General features: G+C 68.6%; 17 protein-coding genes and 1 tRNA gene. 8 read left to right on the top strand and 10 right to left on the bottom strand.

Annotated features, from left to right (window positions below; all coding sequences use genetic code 11):
• Positions 1-17: 17 nt before the first annotated feature.
• Positions 18-1,322 (bottom strand): DUF4032 domain-containing protein, encoded by a 1,305-nt coding sequence (locus KHB019_RS11665; RefSeq protein WP_337459030.1) that lies wholly within the window; start codon positions 1,320-1,322, stop codon positions 18-20.
• Positions 1,323-1,405: 83 nt separating this feature from the next.
• Positions 1,406-2,512, bottom strand: coding sequence for an ABC transporter ATP-binding protein (locus KHB019_RS11670; RefSeq protein WP_230103578.1), 1,107 nt, complete (start codon positions 2,510-2,512; stop codon positions 1,406-1,408).
• 231 nt (positions 2,513-2,743) lie between these two features.
• On the opposite strand from KHB019_RS11670, the gene KHB019_RS11675 reads away from it, so the two are divergent.
• The gene (locus tag KHB019_RS11675; RefSeq protein ID WP_230103577.1) at positions 2,744-3,694 is read left to right on the top strand and encodes a DsbA family protein; all 951 of its coding nucleotides are present in this window, start codon (positions 2,744-2,746) and stop codon (positions 3,692-3,694) included.
• A 58-nt stretch (positions 3,695-3,752) separates the two neighbouring features.
• A tRNA-Thr gene (locus KHB019_RS11680) sits at positions 3,753-3,828 on the top strand.
• A gap of 24 nt (positions 3,829-3,852) precedes the next feature.
• Here the strand turns inward: KHB019_RS11680 and KHB019_RS11685 are convergent.
• Positions 3,853-4,158: a hypothetical protein gene (locus tag KHB019_RS11685; RefSeq protein ID WP_230103576.1), complete on the bottom strand. Its 306-nt coding sequence runs from the start codon at positions 4,156-4,158 to the stop codon at positions 3,853-3,855.
• Between the two features lie 33 nt (positions 4,159-4,191).
• Between KHB019_RS11685 and KHB019_RS11690 the strand changes: the two genes are divergently transcribed.
• On the top strand, positions 4,192-4,929 hold the full coding sequence (locus KHB019_RS11690; protein WP_325471910.1) for a tyrosine-protein phosphatase: 738 nt from the start codon (positions 4,192-4,194) through the stop codon (positions 4,927-4,929).
• Here KHB019_RS11690 and KHB019_RS11695 read toward each other — a convergent pair.
• Positions 4,926-5,561 carry an SOS response-associated peptidase family protein gene (locus KHB019_RS11695; protein WP_230103574.1) on the bottom strand — a complete coding sequence of 212 codons (636 nt, stop codon included), beginning with the start codon at positions 5,559-5,561 and terminating at the stop codon, positions 4,926-4,928. The genes KHB019_RS11690 and KHB019_RS11695 overlap by 4 nt on opposite strands.
• 84 nt (positions 5,562-5,645) lie before the next feature.
• Here KHB019_RS11695 and KHB019_RS11700 point away from each other — a divergent pair, with 84 nt between their 5' ends.
• On the top strand, positions 5,646-6,569 hold the full coding sequence (locus KHB019_RS11700) for a DMT family transporter (RefSeq protein WP_325471949.1): 924 nt from the start codon (positions 5,646-5,648) through the stop codon (positions 6,567-6,569).
• Here KHB019_RS11700 and KHB019_RS11705 read toward each other — a convergent pair whose 3' ends face one another.
• Together KHB019_RS11705 and msrB are read right to left on the bottom strand one after the other, a co-directional pair.
• Positions 6,570-7,115: a nitroreductase family protein gene (locus tag KHB019_RS11705; protein ID WP_337459031.1), complete on the bottom strand. Its 546-nt coding sequence runs from the start codon at positions 7,113-7,115 to the stop codon at positions 6,570-6,572.
• Positions 7,112-7,531, bottom strand: coding sequence for a peptide-methionine (R)-S-oxide reductase MsrB (gene msrB / locus KHB019_RS11710; protein ID WP_337459032.1), 420 nt, complete (start codon positions 7,529-7,531; stop codon positions 7,112-7,114). Before msrB ends, KHB019_RS11705 begins: the two co-directional genes overlap by 4 nt.
• Before the next feature lie 78 nt (positions 7,532-7,609).
• Here msrB and KHB019_RS11715 point away from each other — a divergent pair, with 78 nt between their 5' ends.
• From KHB019_RS11715 to groL, 4 genes are all read left to right on the top strand, one after another.
• A complete protein-coding gene (locus KHB019_RS11715) occupies positions 7,610-8,602 on the top strand; it encodes a DUF2332 domain-containing protein (protein WP_325471908.1) in 993 nt (330 codons plus the stop codon).
• Positions 8,603-8,611: 9 nt separating this feature from the next.
• Positions 8,612-8,869 carry a DUF3263 domain-containing protein gene (locus KHB019_RS11720; protein WP_230103570.1) on the top strand — a complete coding sequence of 86 codons (258 nt, stop codon included), beginning with the start codon at positions 8,612-8,614 and terminating at the stop codon, positions 8,867-8,869.
• Between the two features lie 93 nt (positions 8,870-8,962).
• On the top strand, positions 8,963-9,454 hold the full coding sequence (locus tag KHB019_RS11725) for a LytR C-terminal domain-containing protein (protein ID WP_230103569.1): 492 nt from the start codon (positions 8,963-8,965) through the stop codon (positions 9,452-9,454).
• A 112-nt stretch (positions 9,455-9,566) separates the two neighbouring features.
• Positions 9,567-11,186 (top strand): chaperonin GroEL, encoded by a 1,620-nt coding sequence (gene groL / locus KHB019_RS11730; RefSeq protein WP_337459033.1) that lies wholly within the window; start codon positions 9,567-9,569, stop codon positions 11,184-11,186.
• Between the two features lie 65 nt (positions 11,187-11,251).
• On the opposite strand, the gene KHB019_RS11735 is transcribed toward groL, so the two are convergent.
• The 4 genes from KHB019_RS11735 to KHB019_RS11750 all read right to left on the bottom strand — a co-directional run bounded on the left by KHB019_RS11735 (position 11,252) and on the right by KHB019_RS11750 (position 14,656).
• On the bottom strand, positions 11,252-11,542 hold the full coding sequence (locus KHB019_RS11735; RefSeq protein WP_230103567.1) for a WXG100 family type VII secretion target: 291 nt from the start codon (positions 11,540-11,542) through the stop codon (positions 11,252-11,254).
• A 111-nt stretch (positions 11,543-11,653) separates the two neighbouring features.
• Positions 11,654-13,360, bottom strand: a complete 1,707-nt coding sequence (locus tag KHB019_RS11740; protein ID WP_325471905.1) for a sensor histidine kinase — start codon at positions 13,358-13,360, stop codon at positions 11,654-11,656.
• Positions 13,361-13,378: 18 nt separating this feature from the next.
• Positions 13,379-14,065, bottom strand: coding sequence for a response regulator transcription factor (locus KHB019_RS11745; protein ID WP_230103565.1), 687 nt, complete (start codon positions 14,063-14,065; stop codon positions 13,379-13,381).
• A gap of 18 nt (positions 14,066-14,083) precedes the next feature.
• Positions 14,084-14,656, bottom strand: coding sequence for a TetR/AcrR family transcriptional regulator (locus KHB019_RS11750; RefSeq protein WP_230103564.1), 573 nt, complete (start codon positions 14,654-14,656; stop codon positions 14,084-14,086).
• Between the last annotated feature and the right edge of the window lie 50 nt (positions 14,657-14,706).

Consider the following 14,706-nt stretch of genomic DNA (forward strand, 5'->3'; position numbering starts at 1 on the left):
CCCCTCGGGCTCGAGAGTCAGACCAGGTCGCGCCAGTCGACCGCTTCCTCCTCGTCGGTCACCGGCACGGCGCCGGTGACCACGGGGAGGGACACCGTCTCCGTCGGCGGGCCCATGATGGTGGCCTCGTCGCGACGGTGACGCAGCACGTCGTTGATGTACGAGGTCAGAACCTCGGCCAGCGGCACTGATCGGCCGTTCGCCTGCGAGAGATACCAGCGGTGCTCCAGCACCTGGTGGAACACCTCGGCGGGCTCGAGCTTCGCGCGGAGCTCGTAGGGGATGGCGCGCACGACCGGCTCGAACACGCGGGTGAGCCACTCATGCGCGTACATCTCCTCGTCGGCCCACTCCTTCGTCGAGCGGGCGCGGAACTCGTCGAGGTCGTTGAGCAGGCGTCGTGCCTGGTTCTCCTCGACATCGAGGCCGGTGAGGCGGATGAGACGGCGCTGGTGGTGCCCGGCGTCGACCACCTTCGGCTGGATCTCGACGACCGTGCCGTCGGCGGTCGTGGCCATCGACATCTCGTCGATGTCGAAGCCCAGGGCGTTGAGCCGCTCGACGCGCTCGGTGATGCGCCACGTCTCGTTGGCCGAGAAGGACTCCTCGGCCGTCAGTGCAGCCCACAGCGAGTGGTAAGAGGACACGATGCCGTCGGCGATCGCGACGGCGTCGACACCGTGCTCCAGGCGTCCGCCCGCAGCGAGGTCCATGATCTCCCCGGCGATGTTCGTCCGCGCGAGGTCCAGGTCGTAGAGGCGCTGCCCCTCGGTGAGACCCTCCTCGTGCAGCTCTCCGGTCTCGGCGTCCACCAGGTAGGCGGCGAACGCACCGGCGTCGCGACGGAAGAGCGTGTTCGACAGCGACACATCGCCCCAGTAGAAGCCGACGTTGTGCAGCCGCACGAGCAGGAGAGCGAGGGCGTCGACGAGGCGGGTGGCGGTGTCGGGCCGAAGCACGCGCGTGAACAGTGCGCGGTACGGCATCGAGAACCTCAGGTGCGAGGTGACCAGGACCGCTGGAAGATGCGCGCCCCCGGCATCCGTTCGCCCGGCGATGACCGCGACGCGCTCGACGCACGGCACAGCGAGCCTGGCGAGGTTGCCGAGCATGTCGTACTCGCGCTGGGCCATCTCGGCCGTGGTCTCCTTGAGCGCGACGACACGGCCGGACAGATCGGCGAAACGCACCAGGTGGCGGGAGAGTCCCTTGGGCAGTGAGACGATCCGCTCCGATGGCCACTTGGCGAGCGGAGTCGACCAGGGCAGGGCGAGGAGTTCAGGGTCGACCTTGCTGGCGGTGATGCGCAGGGCGTTCTGCATGTTGACCTCCCTGGATGACGCGGCCGGGAAACGACGCGGCGCGGGTGACCGTGAGGTCAGCCCGCGCCGCGTGTGTGGCAAACCTACGAGGCCGAGACGACCGGCTTGTCGTTGAGGCGCTCGCCCGACTCGATGTCGAACGCGTGCACGTGGCCGGCGTTGGCGGCCAGCGTGACGGTCTCGCCGGCGTTCGGGTGGCTGCGGCCGTCGACGCGAGCGACGATGTCGGTGCGCTTGCCGTTGATGTCGGTGTGGCCGTAGAGGTAGCCGTCGGCACCGAGCTCCTCGACGAGGTCGACGGTGACCGAGAGGCCCTTGCCGTCGGCCGGGCCGACGGTGATGTCCTCGGGGCGAACACCCACGGTGACCTGCGAGCCGTTCGCGCGGCCGACGGTGTCGCGGTCCAGCGGCACGACCTCGGTGCCGAACTGCACGCCTCCCTCAGCGAGGTCTGCGGCGAACAGGTTCATGGCGGGCGAGCCGATGAAGCCGGCGACGAACACGTTCTCGGGCTTCTCGTACAGGTCGCGCGGGGTGCCGACCTGCTGCAGGAGACCGTCCTTGAGAACCGCGATGCGGTCACCCATCGTCAGTGCCTCGGTCTGGTCGTGGGTGACGTAGACCGTGGTGACGCCGAGGCGACGCTGCAGCGAGGCGATCTGCGTACGGGTCTGGACGCGGAGCTTTGCGTCGAGGTTCGACAGCGGCTCGTCCATGAGGAACACCTGCGGCTGGCGGACGATCGCGCGGCCCATCGCGACGCGCTGACGCTGACCACCCGAGAGCGCCTTCGGCTTGCGGGTCAGGTACTCCTCGAGGTCGAGGAGCTTGGCTGCCTCGAGAACGCGAGCGGCGCGCTCCTCCTTGCCGACACCGGCGATCTTGAGCGCGAAGCCCATGTTCTCGGCGACGGTCATGTGCGGGTACAGCGCGTAGTTCTGGAAGACCATCGCGATGTCGCGATCCTTCGGGGGCACATCGGTGACGTCGCGGTCACCGATGAGGATGCGTCCCTCGTTGACCTCTTCGAGGCCGGCGAGCATGCGCAGCGAGGTGGACTTACCGCAACCGGAGGGGCCGACCAGGACGAGGAACTCGCCGTCAGCGACTTCGAGGTTGAGCTTGTCGACAGCCGGGCGGGTTCCGCCTGGGTACAGCCGCGTGGCGCTGTCGAAAGTTACCGATGCCATTGTTTTCTCCTTCACCGGCAGGTACGTGCCGGACGATCCGTTGTGATGGAAGCGGCGAGGTGACCCGCCGTGGCCCGCCATCGGGCCGGTTTCAGTATGGCACGGGGCGGCCCCACCTGGGTATTTCCCAGCCTGGCTCGATACCATCGAAGACGGTCCGGTCAGGCATGCAGATCGCGTGTTCGGCGGATGCCGGGGAACCCGTCCCCGATCAGATCTTCAAGAGGAACGATGTCGAGCGACGAAACGCCGAACGTCCCCACCCCTCGCAATTCCCGTGAGGCGGTCAGGGAGAAGGCCCAGCAGATGCACGCGAAGCAGTCGCGCGCGCGCATCATGCGACGCATCATCATCGGCGCTGTCGCGATCGTGGCAGTCGGCGCCATCGGCACCGCCGTCACCATGGCAGTGACCTCGAGCGTGTCCAAGCCGGTCATGAACCCGCAGGGCCTCGAAGGCGACGGCATCGTCGTCGGCAGCGTTTCGGACACAGTCGCCGAGAGCGTGCCGAGCACTCCTGCTCCGGAGGAGTCCGGTGCCGGCGAGGAGAGCGCAGCGCCGACGCCGACGCCCGTGCCGACGACCGCTCCTGTCGACGTGCACATCTACGTCGACTACCTCTCACCGGGCGCAGGAGAATTCGAGCGCGCGAACACGCGCCAGCTCGCCGGCTGGATCAACGAGGACGCGGTCACCGTGACCTACCACCCGGTCGCGATGCTCACGGCCAGCTCGAACGGCACGAAGTACTCGCTGCGCGCCGCAGCGGCCGCCGCGTGCGTCGCAACGCACTCACCCGACCAGTTCTACGCCTTCAACCACGAGCTGCTCGTCGACCAGCCGGAGGTCGACAGCAGCGGGCGCACCGACGTCGAGCTCGCGGACCTCGCCGTCGCCGTCGGCGCTCAGACGCCCAAGGCGGTGCGCTCCTGCATCGAGGACCAGGACTTCCTCACGTGGGCCAAGGAAGCGACATCCCGCGCACTCGAGGGCCCGCTGGACGGTTCGGACGACCTCGTCCTCACCAGCGCGCCGATGATCGTCGTGAACGGCGAAGCCTATGTCGGATCGCTCAAGGACCCGGCGGAGTTCTCGCAGTTCGTTCTCACGGTCGCGGCCGAGACCGATTCGACCGCGACGCCGACTCCGACTCCGACCGCAACCGAGACGCCGGCCCCCTAGTCTCAGAGCGTCCTGGTTTCAGACTCGCGCGTCCTGCTCGCTAAGCTGGACGGCGTTCGCCGACTTAGCTCAGCTGGTAGAGCACCTGTCTTGTAAACAGGATGTCACGGGTTCGAATCCCGTAGTCGGCTCCACAGAATCACCGAGAGTTCGACGCGTCACTGCGCGCTGTTCGGCCTGCGGCCCCTGCGGGGGCGGTTGTGCCACGCGTCGATGGCCTCCGGCGTGAGATCGTCGCGATCCCACAGATACCCGGACACGTTGCCGATCGGATCGATGAACGCGTCGCTCGCGGACGACGCCTCACCGGCATCCCGCCGTCGCATCGTCTGGCGCAGTGACACCGGCGTCACGCCGAGCAACTCGGCGACCTCGTCGATCGTCGCGTAGCGCGCCGCGAAACGGGGCTCTGCCGTGCCGTCGCGCAGTGCGCGCGGGCGCGGTTTGTCGTCCTCGGAACCCATGAGCCCACGATAGTCGACGACTAGCATGGCGCCATGGTCCTAGAACCCCCTGGCGATGCCGCAGGCCGACTCGACGTGCCGGGGACCTACAACTTCCGCGAGGTGGCTCCAGGGGTGCTGGCGTCCGGTCGGCTGTACCGCTCCGACGCGCTTCACCGTCTCGACAAGGCCGGCCGGCGGCGCATCGGCGAACTCGGCATCCGCACGGTGCTCGACCTGCGGTCGGCGATCGATCGGCGTCTCGGCGGCCGCGACAGGCTGCGCGGCACTGGTGCGATCCGCGTGAGTGTCCCGATCGACGGGACGCCGCGCGCCGTGGATCTCGCCACCATCACGCTCGCCGACGTCTACCGGGTCATCCTCACCCGCCACCAGCCGATCCTCGGCCGGATCATCCGCGAGATCGCGGCGTCCGACGGCCCGGTTCTCGTGCACTGCACGGCGGGCAAGGATCGCACCGGCCTGATCGTCGCACTCACGCTCGCGGCGCTCGACATCGACCGCCGCGTCATCCTCGCGGATTACGCGGCGACCGCGGCCAACCTGGCGGGGGAGTGGACCGAGCGGATGCTGCGCAAGGTGCGACGCTTCCGGGTGCCTGTGACCGACGAGATCGTCGCTGTGCTCACCGGCTCGCCGGCCGAGGTTCTCGATGAGACGCTCGACTGGATCGACAGCGAGTACGGCGGCATGAGCGCGTACCTGGACGGCGCGGGGGTGGATTCTTCCACCAGGGCGGCGCTGCGGGCGAAGCTGCTGCCGCCCGCCTAGCGGTCGGACGCTCGTGGCGCCACGCTGATCCGCTCCGCCATCTCGGCCGATGCCGCCAGCGCCTCGTCGATGAGTTCTCGTCCCGGCTCTGCGGTGAGCCAGTCAGCGCTCATCTCTGCGGGGATGAGCACGGGCATCCGGTCGTGGACCTCTGCCAGGTGATCAGGAGCCGGGGCCATCACGATCGAATAGCAGGTGACCCAGTCCCCGCCGGGAGTGCGTCCGCGCTGCGTGACGGCCGCCATGCCGAACAGCACGCCGTCGTCGAGGGTGAACTCGTTCCACACCCGCTCCGGCTTGCGCATCTCGAACCACCCGGTCGTCGGGACGATCGCGCGGGTGCGCAGATTGCCCGGCCGATCCTGGAGGCGCTCCGAGCGGGTGTTGATCGAGGGGAACCGTGAGGGCTGGCCGTCGATCAAGTACCCCCACCACGCCGGCTCGAGCGCGGCTCGGCCGCTGCCGGGAACCACGACCGGGTTCAGGTTGCGCAGGTTCTTGCCGGTGGGCCGCAGGGTCTCGCCGTCGTTCTGCTGCGCCCACTCGCGCAGACCCTCGAGGATGTCGGCGTCGGCTTCGGCCAGCAGCTCGGCGTCGGTGAAGCGGGGATCGAGTCCATAGCTCGCGCACATGCCGTTAGCGTACCGCCGGCCACCGACACGGAACTCGCGCGCATGCTCGGGTAGGGTGCTCTGGTGCCCCAGACGTCCCGCCGCATGCCCGCCTCTGTCGCGCTCGGCGGTGCGGTGTCGATCGGTGCGATGACCGCGATCCAGGCGCGCATCAACGGCGTTCTCGGAGTCCGCCTGGACGATGGCATCGTCGCGGGTCTCGTCTCCTTCAGCGTCGGGCTCGTCGTTCTCATCATCGTGACGATCGCGCTGCCGACCTCACGTGCCGGAGCCGCACGGCTGTGGCGAGGAGTCCGCTCTCGACACGTGCCGATCTGGATGCTGCTCGGCGGCGTGTGCGGCGCGCTGACGGTCTCCACGCAGGGCCTCACAGCCGGCGTCCTCGGCGTATCGCTGTTCACCGTCGGCGTCGTCGCGGGGCAGACGGTGAACGGGCTGCTCCTGGACCGCATCGGCGTCGGACCGGCCGGTGTGGTCGCGGTGACACCCGGTCGGGTGCTCGGCGGCGTCTTCGCGCTCGCCGCCGTCGGGATCTCGCTCAGCGGCGACGCGCTCACGCGGGCGCCCTGGTGGCTGCTGGTGCTGCCGTTCGCCGCCGGGGTCGGCATCGCCTGGCAGTCCGCGGCGAACGGGCGTCTGGCTCAACGGGTGCAGTCGCCGATGACGGCCACCCTGATGAGCTTCGTCGGCGGGACGCTCGTGCTCGCCGTCGCGGCATCCATCAGCGTCGCCGTGAACGGGATGCCGGCCGCCCTGCCGAACGAGCCCTGGCTGTACACGGGCGGGCTGCTCGGATTCGCGTACATCCTGCTCGGTGCGACGATCGTCGCTCACACCGGGGTGCTGCTGCTCGGGCTCGGCTCAGTGCTCGGACAGCTGGTCACATCCGTCATCATCGATCTGCTCTGGCCCGCAGCAGCCGTGCCTGCGCTCTGGCAGCTGCTGGCAATGGTGGCTGTGGCGGTGGCATCCGTCGTCGTGGCGGTGCCGTGGCGCCGACGTCGGTGACTACTGCTTCTTCGACGGCATCCGCGAGATGAACGCCTCGGCGTCGACGGACTTGCGCCTGCTTGGCTTCCGGTCGGCGGGTTTCTCGCCGACGTAGAGCCAGCCCAGCAGCTCTTCGTTCTTCTTCAGCCCGTGAGCTTTCGCGACGGGCTTCGAGCGCGTATACCCGCCCGTGCGCCAGAAGACGCCCCAGCCGGCCTCGTCCAGCAGCAGGCTGAGTGTGTGCGCGACCCCGGCCGCCACCGCCTCCTGCTCCCAGTGCGGCACCTTGGAGCTCTTCTGGAAGCTGGCCACCACCGCGATCAGAACCGGCGCGCGCATCGGCTTCGACGACGGATGCCGGTCTTTCTCGGCCTTCGCGATCGCCTTGCCGAGCCGCACACGGTCATCGCCGCGCAGCTCGATCAGCCGCCACGGCCGCAGCGAGGAATGGTCGGCGACGCGTCCTGCCGCGGCGACGAGGCGAACCAGTTCTTCGTGCGTCGGCCCGTCGCCGGTGACCTTCGACCACGACTGCCGCGCGAGCGCGGCCTCATAGGCGCTCACGCCTCGGGGGCCTCGGGGGCCTCGGGGGTGAAGTTCAGGGCCAGCGAGTTCATGCAGTAGCGGTCACCGGTCGGGGTTCCGAAGCCGTCGGGGAAGACGTGGCCGAGGTGCGAGCCGCAGTTCGCGCAGCGGACCTCGGTGCGCTGCATGCCGAGGGTGTTGTCCTCGAGCAGCTGCACGGCGTCAGGACGGATCGACTCGTAGAAGCTCGGCCAGCCGCAGCCGGAGTCGAACTTCGTCCCGCTCTTGAACAGCTCGGTGCCGCACGCGCCGCAGGTGTACAGCCCTGCACGCGATTCGTCCAGCAGCTCGCCCGTCCAGGCGCGCTCGGTCGCAGCCTCGCGCAGCACTGCGAACTGCTCGTCGCCGAGCTCCTCGCGCCACTCGTCGTCGGTCTTCTTCACGCTGTAGTCCATCAGTCCTCCTGAGTCCTCTCCATTGTCCACCGTGCACAGGGCACGCGGGCCATCATGACGAGAGGTGACAATGGACGCATGACGGATGCTGTGCGCGAGCGCTACGAGCGATTCGCCCGCGAGGAGGCACCGGGGCGTTCAGAGCTGTACGAGGAGTGGGCGCAGGGTGCGGCATCCGATCCGGAGGTCCGCCGGGTCCTCGCTCGCATCCCTGAGGCGCACAGGCAGCCTCCGCTCGTCTTCGCGGTGACGCGGACGCTGGGCGCGCCGCTCGAGGGATTCTCCACCTGGCGCGCCTTTCTGCTCGCGCACGAGGACGCGGTGGTGGCGGAGTGCGCCGCGCGCAGCGTGCAGACCAATGAGCCGCTGCGGCTCGCGCCGCTGCTCCCGGTGCTGTCCGAGATCGACGGGCCCATCGCGCTGCTCGAGATCGGCGCGTCCGGTGGGCTCTGCCTGTACCCCGACAGGTATTCGTACCGTTTCGTCGGCGAGGACGGCGCACTGCGCTCGAGTCTCGACCCTGCGGACGGCCCCTCGGCTGTCGTGCTGACCAGCGAGGTCCGCGGGGCGATGCCCGCCGTCAGCATGCCGGAGATCGTCTGGAGAGCGGGAATCGATCTCGCGCCGCTCGATGCGCGGAGTCCGCGCGATCGCGCGTGGTTGCAGGGGCTCGTGTGGCCAGGGGAGCGCGGTCGGGAGGAGCGGATCGCAGCAGCGCTGGACGTCGTCGCGGCCGATCCGCCTCGGATGACCCAGGGCGACGCCCTCGACCTCGTCGCCGAGGTGGCGGCATCCGCGCCTCGGCACGCGACCCTCGTGATCACCACACCCGGTGTCCTCGCGCACATTCCGCGCGCGGCCAGGCTCGCGCTGATCGACCGTGTTCGCGCCCTGCCGGCGCGATGGATCACGATCGATGCCCCGACGCTGCACGAGGCATGGGAGCCGCCGGTGGATGCTGCGGCGTGGCCGGGCTTCGTGGTCGCCCTCGACGGGGACGTGCGCGCGTCAGCGGATCCACTCGGACGATGGTGGGAGTGGCGCGCGGACGAGGCGGCATCTCGGACCTAGCCTGGAGCCATGCTCGGAGATCTCACCGATCGCGATCGCGCGATCCTCGCCCTGGAGGCCGCATGGCCGCGCCACGGCGGGACCAAGGAGGAGGTCATCCGCAGCACGCTCGGGATGAGCCCTGCGCGCTACTACCAGCTGCTGGGGCGTCTGATCGACACCGAGCAGGCGCTCGAGCACGACCCGCTTCTCGTCCGGCGCCTGCGGCGCCTGCGGGAGCATCGGGTCGACCAGCGCGTTGCGCGAATGCGCGGCTTCGCCGGGTAACATCGACGCGTGCCCCAGCCCGTGAGAGACCGCTTCGACGACGTCCCCCGTACCTCAGGTCGGGTAGGCGCGCATCGGGCCGAAGCTCCCGGCATGAACGGCTGGGCCGTGCTGCTGTGGTCGTTCGTAGCCGCTCTCATCCTGATCGTCGTCGGCATCTTCGCCACGCTCGTCGCGCAGCAGCGCATCACCCTGTTCCCGGTCGCCGAGGAATCGGTCGCTCCCGCACCGGAGGAGACAGGCGTGGTCGACATGACCTACTCGGTGCTCGTCCTGAACGCGACGCCGGAGGACGGGCTCGATGCGCAGGTGCGCGAGACCCTGATCAACGCGCAGTGGCCGGACGAGCTCATCAGCTACGGCGACGCCGGCACGCAGGACTTCGCCGAGACGACCGTGTACTACGTATCGGATGCCGAGCGCGAAGCCGCCCTCGGACTCGCCGATCTGATCGGCGGGGCGCTGGTCGATCAAAGCGATATCTACGCAGACCCGAACGACCCCGAGCAGAAGCAGCTCGTCGTCGTGGTGGGGCTGGACCGCTCGAGCGCGCAGCCGGAGTCCACGGAGACGCCCGCGGAGTAGACACCGCCTCGGCGGCTTGCACTCGATGGGGTCGAGTGCCAGAATGGCGTTAGCACTCTCTCACTCTGAGTGCTAAACCCAACGTCTACGTCCAGGAGGGACGACAAAACTCATGGCAAAGATCATCGCTTTCGATGAGGAGGCCCGCCGCGGCCTCGAGCGTGGCCTGAACATCCTCGCCGACGCTGTCAAGGTGACCCTCGGCCCGCGCGGTCGCAACGTCGTGCTCGAGAAGAAGTGGGGCGCCCCCACGATCACGAACGACGGTGTGTCGATCGCCAAGGAGATCGAGCTGGACGACCCGTACGAGAAGATCGGCGCGGAGCTCGTCAAGGAGGTCGCCAAGAAGACCGACGACGTCGCCGGCGACGGAACCACCACCGCGACCGTTCTCGCCCAGGCGCTCGTGCGCGAGGGCCTGCGCAACGTCGCAGCCGGTGCCGACCCGATCTCGCTCAAGCGCGGTATCGAGAAGGCTGTCGCCGCCATCACCGACGAGCTGCTCTCCAGCGCCAAGGAGATCGAGTCGAAGGAGCAGATCGCCGCTACCGCATCGATCTCCGCGGCCGACGCTGAGATCGGCGAGCTGATCGCCGAGGCCATCGACAAGGTCGGCAAGGAGGGCGTCGTCACCGTCGAGGAGTCGCAGACCTTCGGCACCGAGCTCGAGCTCACCGAGGGCATGCGCTTCGACAAGGGCTACCTGAACCCCTACTTCGTCACGGACCCCGACCGCCAGGAGGCCGTGTTCGAGGAGCCCTACATCCTCATCGCGAACTCGAAGATCTCGAACATCAAGGATCTTCTCCCCGTCGTCGACAGGGTGATCCAGGACGGCAAGGAGCTCGTCATCATCGCTGAGGACGTCGAGGGCGAAGCTCTCGCCACTCTCGTCCTCAACAAGATCCGCGGCATCTTCAAGTCGGCTGCGGTCAAGGCTCCCGGCTTCGGCGACCGTCGCAAGGCTCAGCTGCAGGACATCGCGATCCTCACCGGTGGTCAGGTCATCACCGAAGAGGTCGGCCTCAAGCTCGAGAACACCACGCTCGACCTGCTCGGCCGTGCGCGCAAGGTCATCATCACCAAGGATGAGACGACCATCGTCGAGGGTGCTGGCGAGTCCGACCAGATCGAGGGTCGCGTGACCCAGATCCGTCGCGAGATCGAGAACACCGACAGCGACTACGACCGCGAGAAGCTGCAGGAGCGTCTTGCCAAGCTCGCCGGCGGCGTCGCCGTCATCAAGGCGGGTGCAGCCACCGAGGTCGAGCTCAAGGAGCGCAAGCACCGCATCGAGGACGCCGTCCGCAACGCGAAGGCGGCCGTCGAAGAGGGCATCGTCGCCGGTGGTGGCGTCGCACTCATCCAGTCCGGCACCAAGGCGCTCGACGCTCTCGAGCTGACCGGTGACGAGGCGACCGGTGCGAACATCGTTCGCGTCGCCATCTCGGCTCCGCTGAAGCAGATCGCGATGAACGCCGGCCTCGAGCCGGGTGTCGTCGCCAACAAGGTCGCCGAGCTTCCGATCGGTGAGGGCCTCAACGCCGCCACCGGCGAGTACGTCGACATGTTCGGTGCAGGCATCATCGACCCGGCCAAGGTGACCCGCTCCGCGCTGCAGAACGCGGCATCGATCGCCGGTCTCTTCCTCACCACCGAGGCCGTCGTGGCCGACAAGCCCGAGAAGGCGGCGGCTCCGGCCGGCGACCCGACGGGTGGCATGGACTTCTGAGTCGTAGCCCTACGCAGGAACGCCCCGGCCTCACGGCCGGGGCGTTCCTGCGTTCCGGGGCGGGGTCACTGCCGGAACAGGCTCGCCGAGTACTGATCGGCGTCCGAGTACTGCGTCGCCGCAGACCCGAGGGCCGTGCCGATCGAATCGAGCACCTGCTCGACGTGCAGCTGGGCGGCGGCCCACTGATCGCTGCACCCCTGGAACGCGGCGGATGCGGCACCGGTCCACGATGACTGCAACTGCGTCAGCTGGCCTTTGAGAGCCTGGGATTCGCTGCGCAGACGTTCGATCGTGGCCCTGGTCGCACCGTTCGCGGCGAAGACCGCCTCGGTGTCGACGGTGTAGACGGACATGGGAACTCCTCTCGTCGGGCTTCACACGCTAGAAGAGCGCGTGAACGCGCGAGAGCCGGGGAAGCGGCATCCGTGGAGGAACCCAGCGGAGGGGACGAAGTGCAGAGCGGGTCAGGCGCCGTCCAGATCGACCCGCTCCAGGGGCTGCGTGTCCTCGAGCAGGTGCTCGGGCGTCGCCTGCGACGGGGCGAGCGGCAGGGTCACCGTGAAGGTGGCGCCGCCGCCGGAGGTCTCGTCGACCCGGACGCTCCCGCCCAGCGCGGAGACGATCGACGCGACGATCGCCAGGCCCAGGCCCGAGCCGCCGGTCTCCCGCGCACGCGAGGTGTCCGCGCGCCAGAACCGCTCGAAGATCTGCTCGCGGATCTGAGGGGGGATGCCCTCGCCGTGGTCCACGATCGCGATGCTCGCCGTTCCCGCGGTGCGGTCCGAATCGACGACGAGCTCGATCGGGGCATCGTCCGGCGAGAACCGGCGTGCGTTGCCGAGCAGGTTGGCGACGACCTGGCGCACCTTGTTCTCCTCGCCGAGGACGATCGGAGGGGTGCGCACCGGCACGTCCTCCGCTTCGGTGAAGTCGATCTGCGGCATGGGCTCGCCGGCGCCCCGAGGGCGGCGTCGCAGACGCGCAAGCGCTCCGGCGCGCGGTTTCGTCACCGGGGGAGTGAGCTTCGGGAGCGTCGGGCGGCTGGGCGCCGGTGCAGAGGTCTTGGCATCCGCTGTCCTGTCGATCACCGTGATCGTCCGCCCGGGAGCCGCCGCACGCACATCCAGGGCGGCATCGCGGGCGAGCGGCCGCAGATCGAGCGGCCCGATCTGAAGCTCCGGTTCCTCATCCAGACGGGCGAGGTCGAGAAGATCCTCGACGAGCACGCCCATCCTGATCGCCTCCTTCTCGATGCGCTCCATCGCGCGCGCCGTGTCCTCCTCGCCGCGGATGGCGCCCATCCGGTACAGCTCCGCGTATCCGCGCACACTGACCAGCGGGGTGCGCAGTTCGTGGCTCGCGTCGCCGATGAACCGTCGCATGTGCTGCACGGTGCGGTCGCGCTGAGCCAGGGAGCGGTCGATCCGGTCGAGCATGGTGTTGATGGCGAAGTTGAGCCGCCCCACCTCTGTGCTGGGCTCGAGGTCGGTGAGGCGCTGACTGAAGTCTCCTGAGGCGATCAGCATCGCCGTGGATTCGACCTGGCCGAGGCGACGGAACGTCAGGGTCACCAGGCCGCGGATGAGGAGGGCGGCGATGAGGATCGTCACCAGTGCCACCGTGGTGTAGATGCCGAAGTACTGGCCGATGATGCTGTCGACCTCGGCGAGGGGGAGCGCGACGAACTGCACGTACAGGGTGCCGTCGTTGCCCGGTACGACCGCGACAGCACCGCGGAACTCCTGTCCGTCGGCGCTGCGCAGCGGAATCATCTCGCCGTCGAGGGCGTGCGCCTGCTCGAGCGCCAGTGACGAGTAGAACGCCGGCGCCGACTCGTCCGTCGCTCCGCCCGCCCTGGCGAGGAACGAGCCGTCGGCGGCGTAGACCGTGAAGGTGTAGTCGGCGGCGCGCGGCGCGTTCTCCGAGGGGACGAGCTTCTGCTCGCCGTCGACCGTCTCGACGTCGAACCAGCGGCTGACGAGGTCGCTGGCCGCCAGCGACGGCAGCTGAGCCTCGATGTTGGTGATGAGGGAGTTGCGCAGCAGCGGCACGGTGCCGATACCGGCGACGACGAGGCCGAGGGCGAGGACGGCCACGGTGACACCGGTGACCTTGGCACGCAGACTGATGCGTCGCCACCAGCCGGTGACCGCGTCAGGCTTGTGCGCCATGCGCGCTCCCTTCGCGGACTACTTGCCCACCTTGAGCATGTAGCCGAAGCCGCGCTTGGTCTGGATGACGGACTCCTCGGTGTGCGGATCGATCTTGCGACGCAGGTACGAGATGTAGCTCTCCACGATGCCGGCATCGCCGTTGAAGTCGTACTCCCAGACGTGGTCGAGGATCTGCGCCTTGGACAGCACCCTGTTCGGGTTGAGCATGAGGTATCGCAGCAGCTTGAACTCCGTGGGGCTGAGCTCGATCGGCTCCTTGCCGACGAAGACATCATGGGTGTCCTGGTCCATCGACAGCTCGCCGGCGCGGATGATCGACTCTTCGTCGGCCTGCATGGTCCGCCGCAGGATCGCCTGCACGCGCGCGACGATCTCATCGAGCGCGAACGGCTTGGTGACGTAGTCGTCGCCCCCGGCGTTGAGGCCTTCGATCTTGTCCTGGGTGTCGTCCTTCGCCGTGAGGAAGAGGATGGGGGCGGTGAACCCGGCGCCGCGCAGGCGCTTGGTGACGCTGAATCCGTTCATGTCGGGCAGCATGACGTCGAGGATGATGAGGTCTGGTTCCTCCTCGAGCACCGCCGAGATCGTGGCGGCGCCGTTGGCCACCGTCTTGACCTGATAGCCGGCGAAGCTCAGGCCGGTGGACAGCAGATCACGGATGTTCGGCTCGTCGTCGACGACCAGGATGCGCGCATCAGTCATGACCCCATTATGGTGACTTCAACCATGCGACGGCTGATTGTCTTGCGGAGCGCCCTGTTTGCCGCCCAGCGCCGCATCGACGGCCAGGCCGACGGACGCCACCAGCTCCGCGTCGCGGTCGACCGTCAGTCGGTGCAGGAGAAGCCCGTCGCAGGCGGCCATGAGAAACGTGGTGCGGGCCGCCGCCGCTTCGCCGCCGAGCGCGAACAGGATGCCGTTCGTCCACCGTTCGAATACCTCGCGCTGAATCGTCAAGGGGGCGACTGCGTCGGAGTCGGCCTCGAGGAACAGGGCGTACCGCGCCCGGGTGCGGGACGCGAATGGCCCGGACTGCGCCTCCATCATCCCGGTGAGGGCCGTGATGAGATCGTTCGCACTGCGGATCTCGGGGATCCGTGCGTCGGCGCGCTCGAGCTCCGCGATATGGGCGATGACTCCGGCCACAAGAGCCGCGCGTGTGCGGAAATGGTTGGACGTCGAGCCGCGGGGGAGGCCGGCCGCGGCATCCACTCGAGCGTGCGTCAGTGCGCGCACGCCGTCCGCGCCGACGACATCGACGGCTGCATCCAGGGCGCGCAGGCGGGTGCTCATCCAGCGATTCTAACGCGATCACTATGTTCCTAGTGACATGACACTATGAA

The sequence above is a fragment of the Microbacterium sp. KHB019 genome (genome assembly GCF_037285405.1).
Lineage (GTDB): Bacteria > Actinomycetota > Actinomycetes > Actinomycetales > Microbacteriaceae > Microbacterium.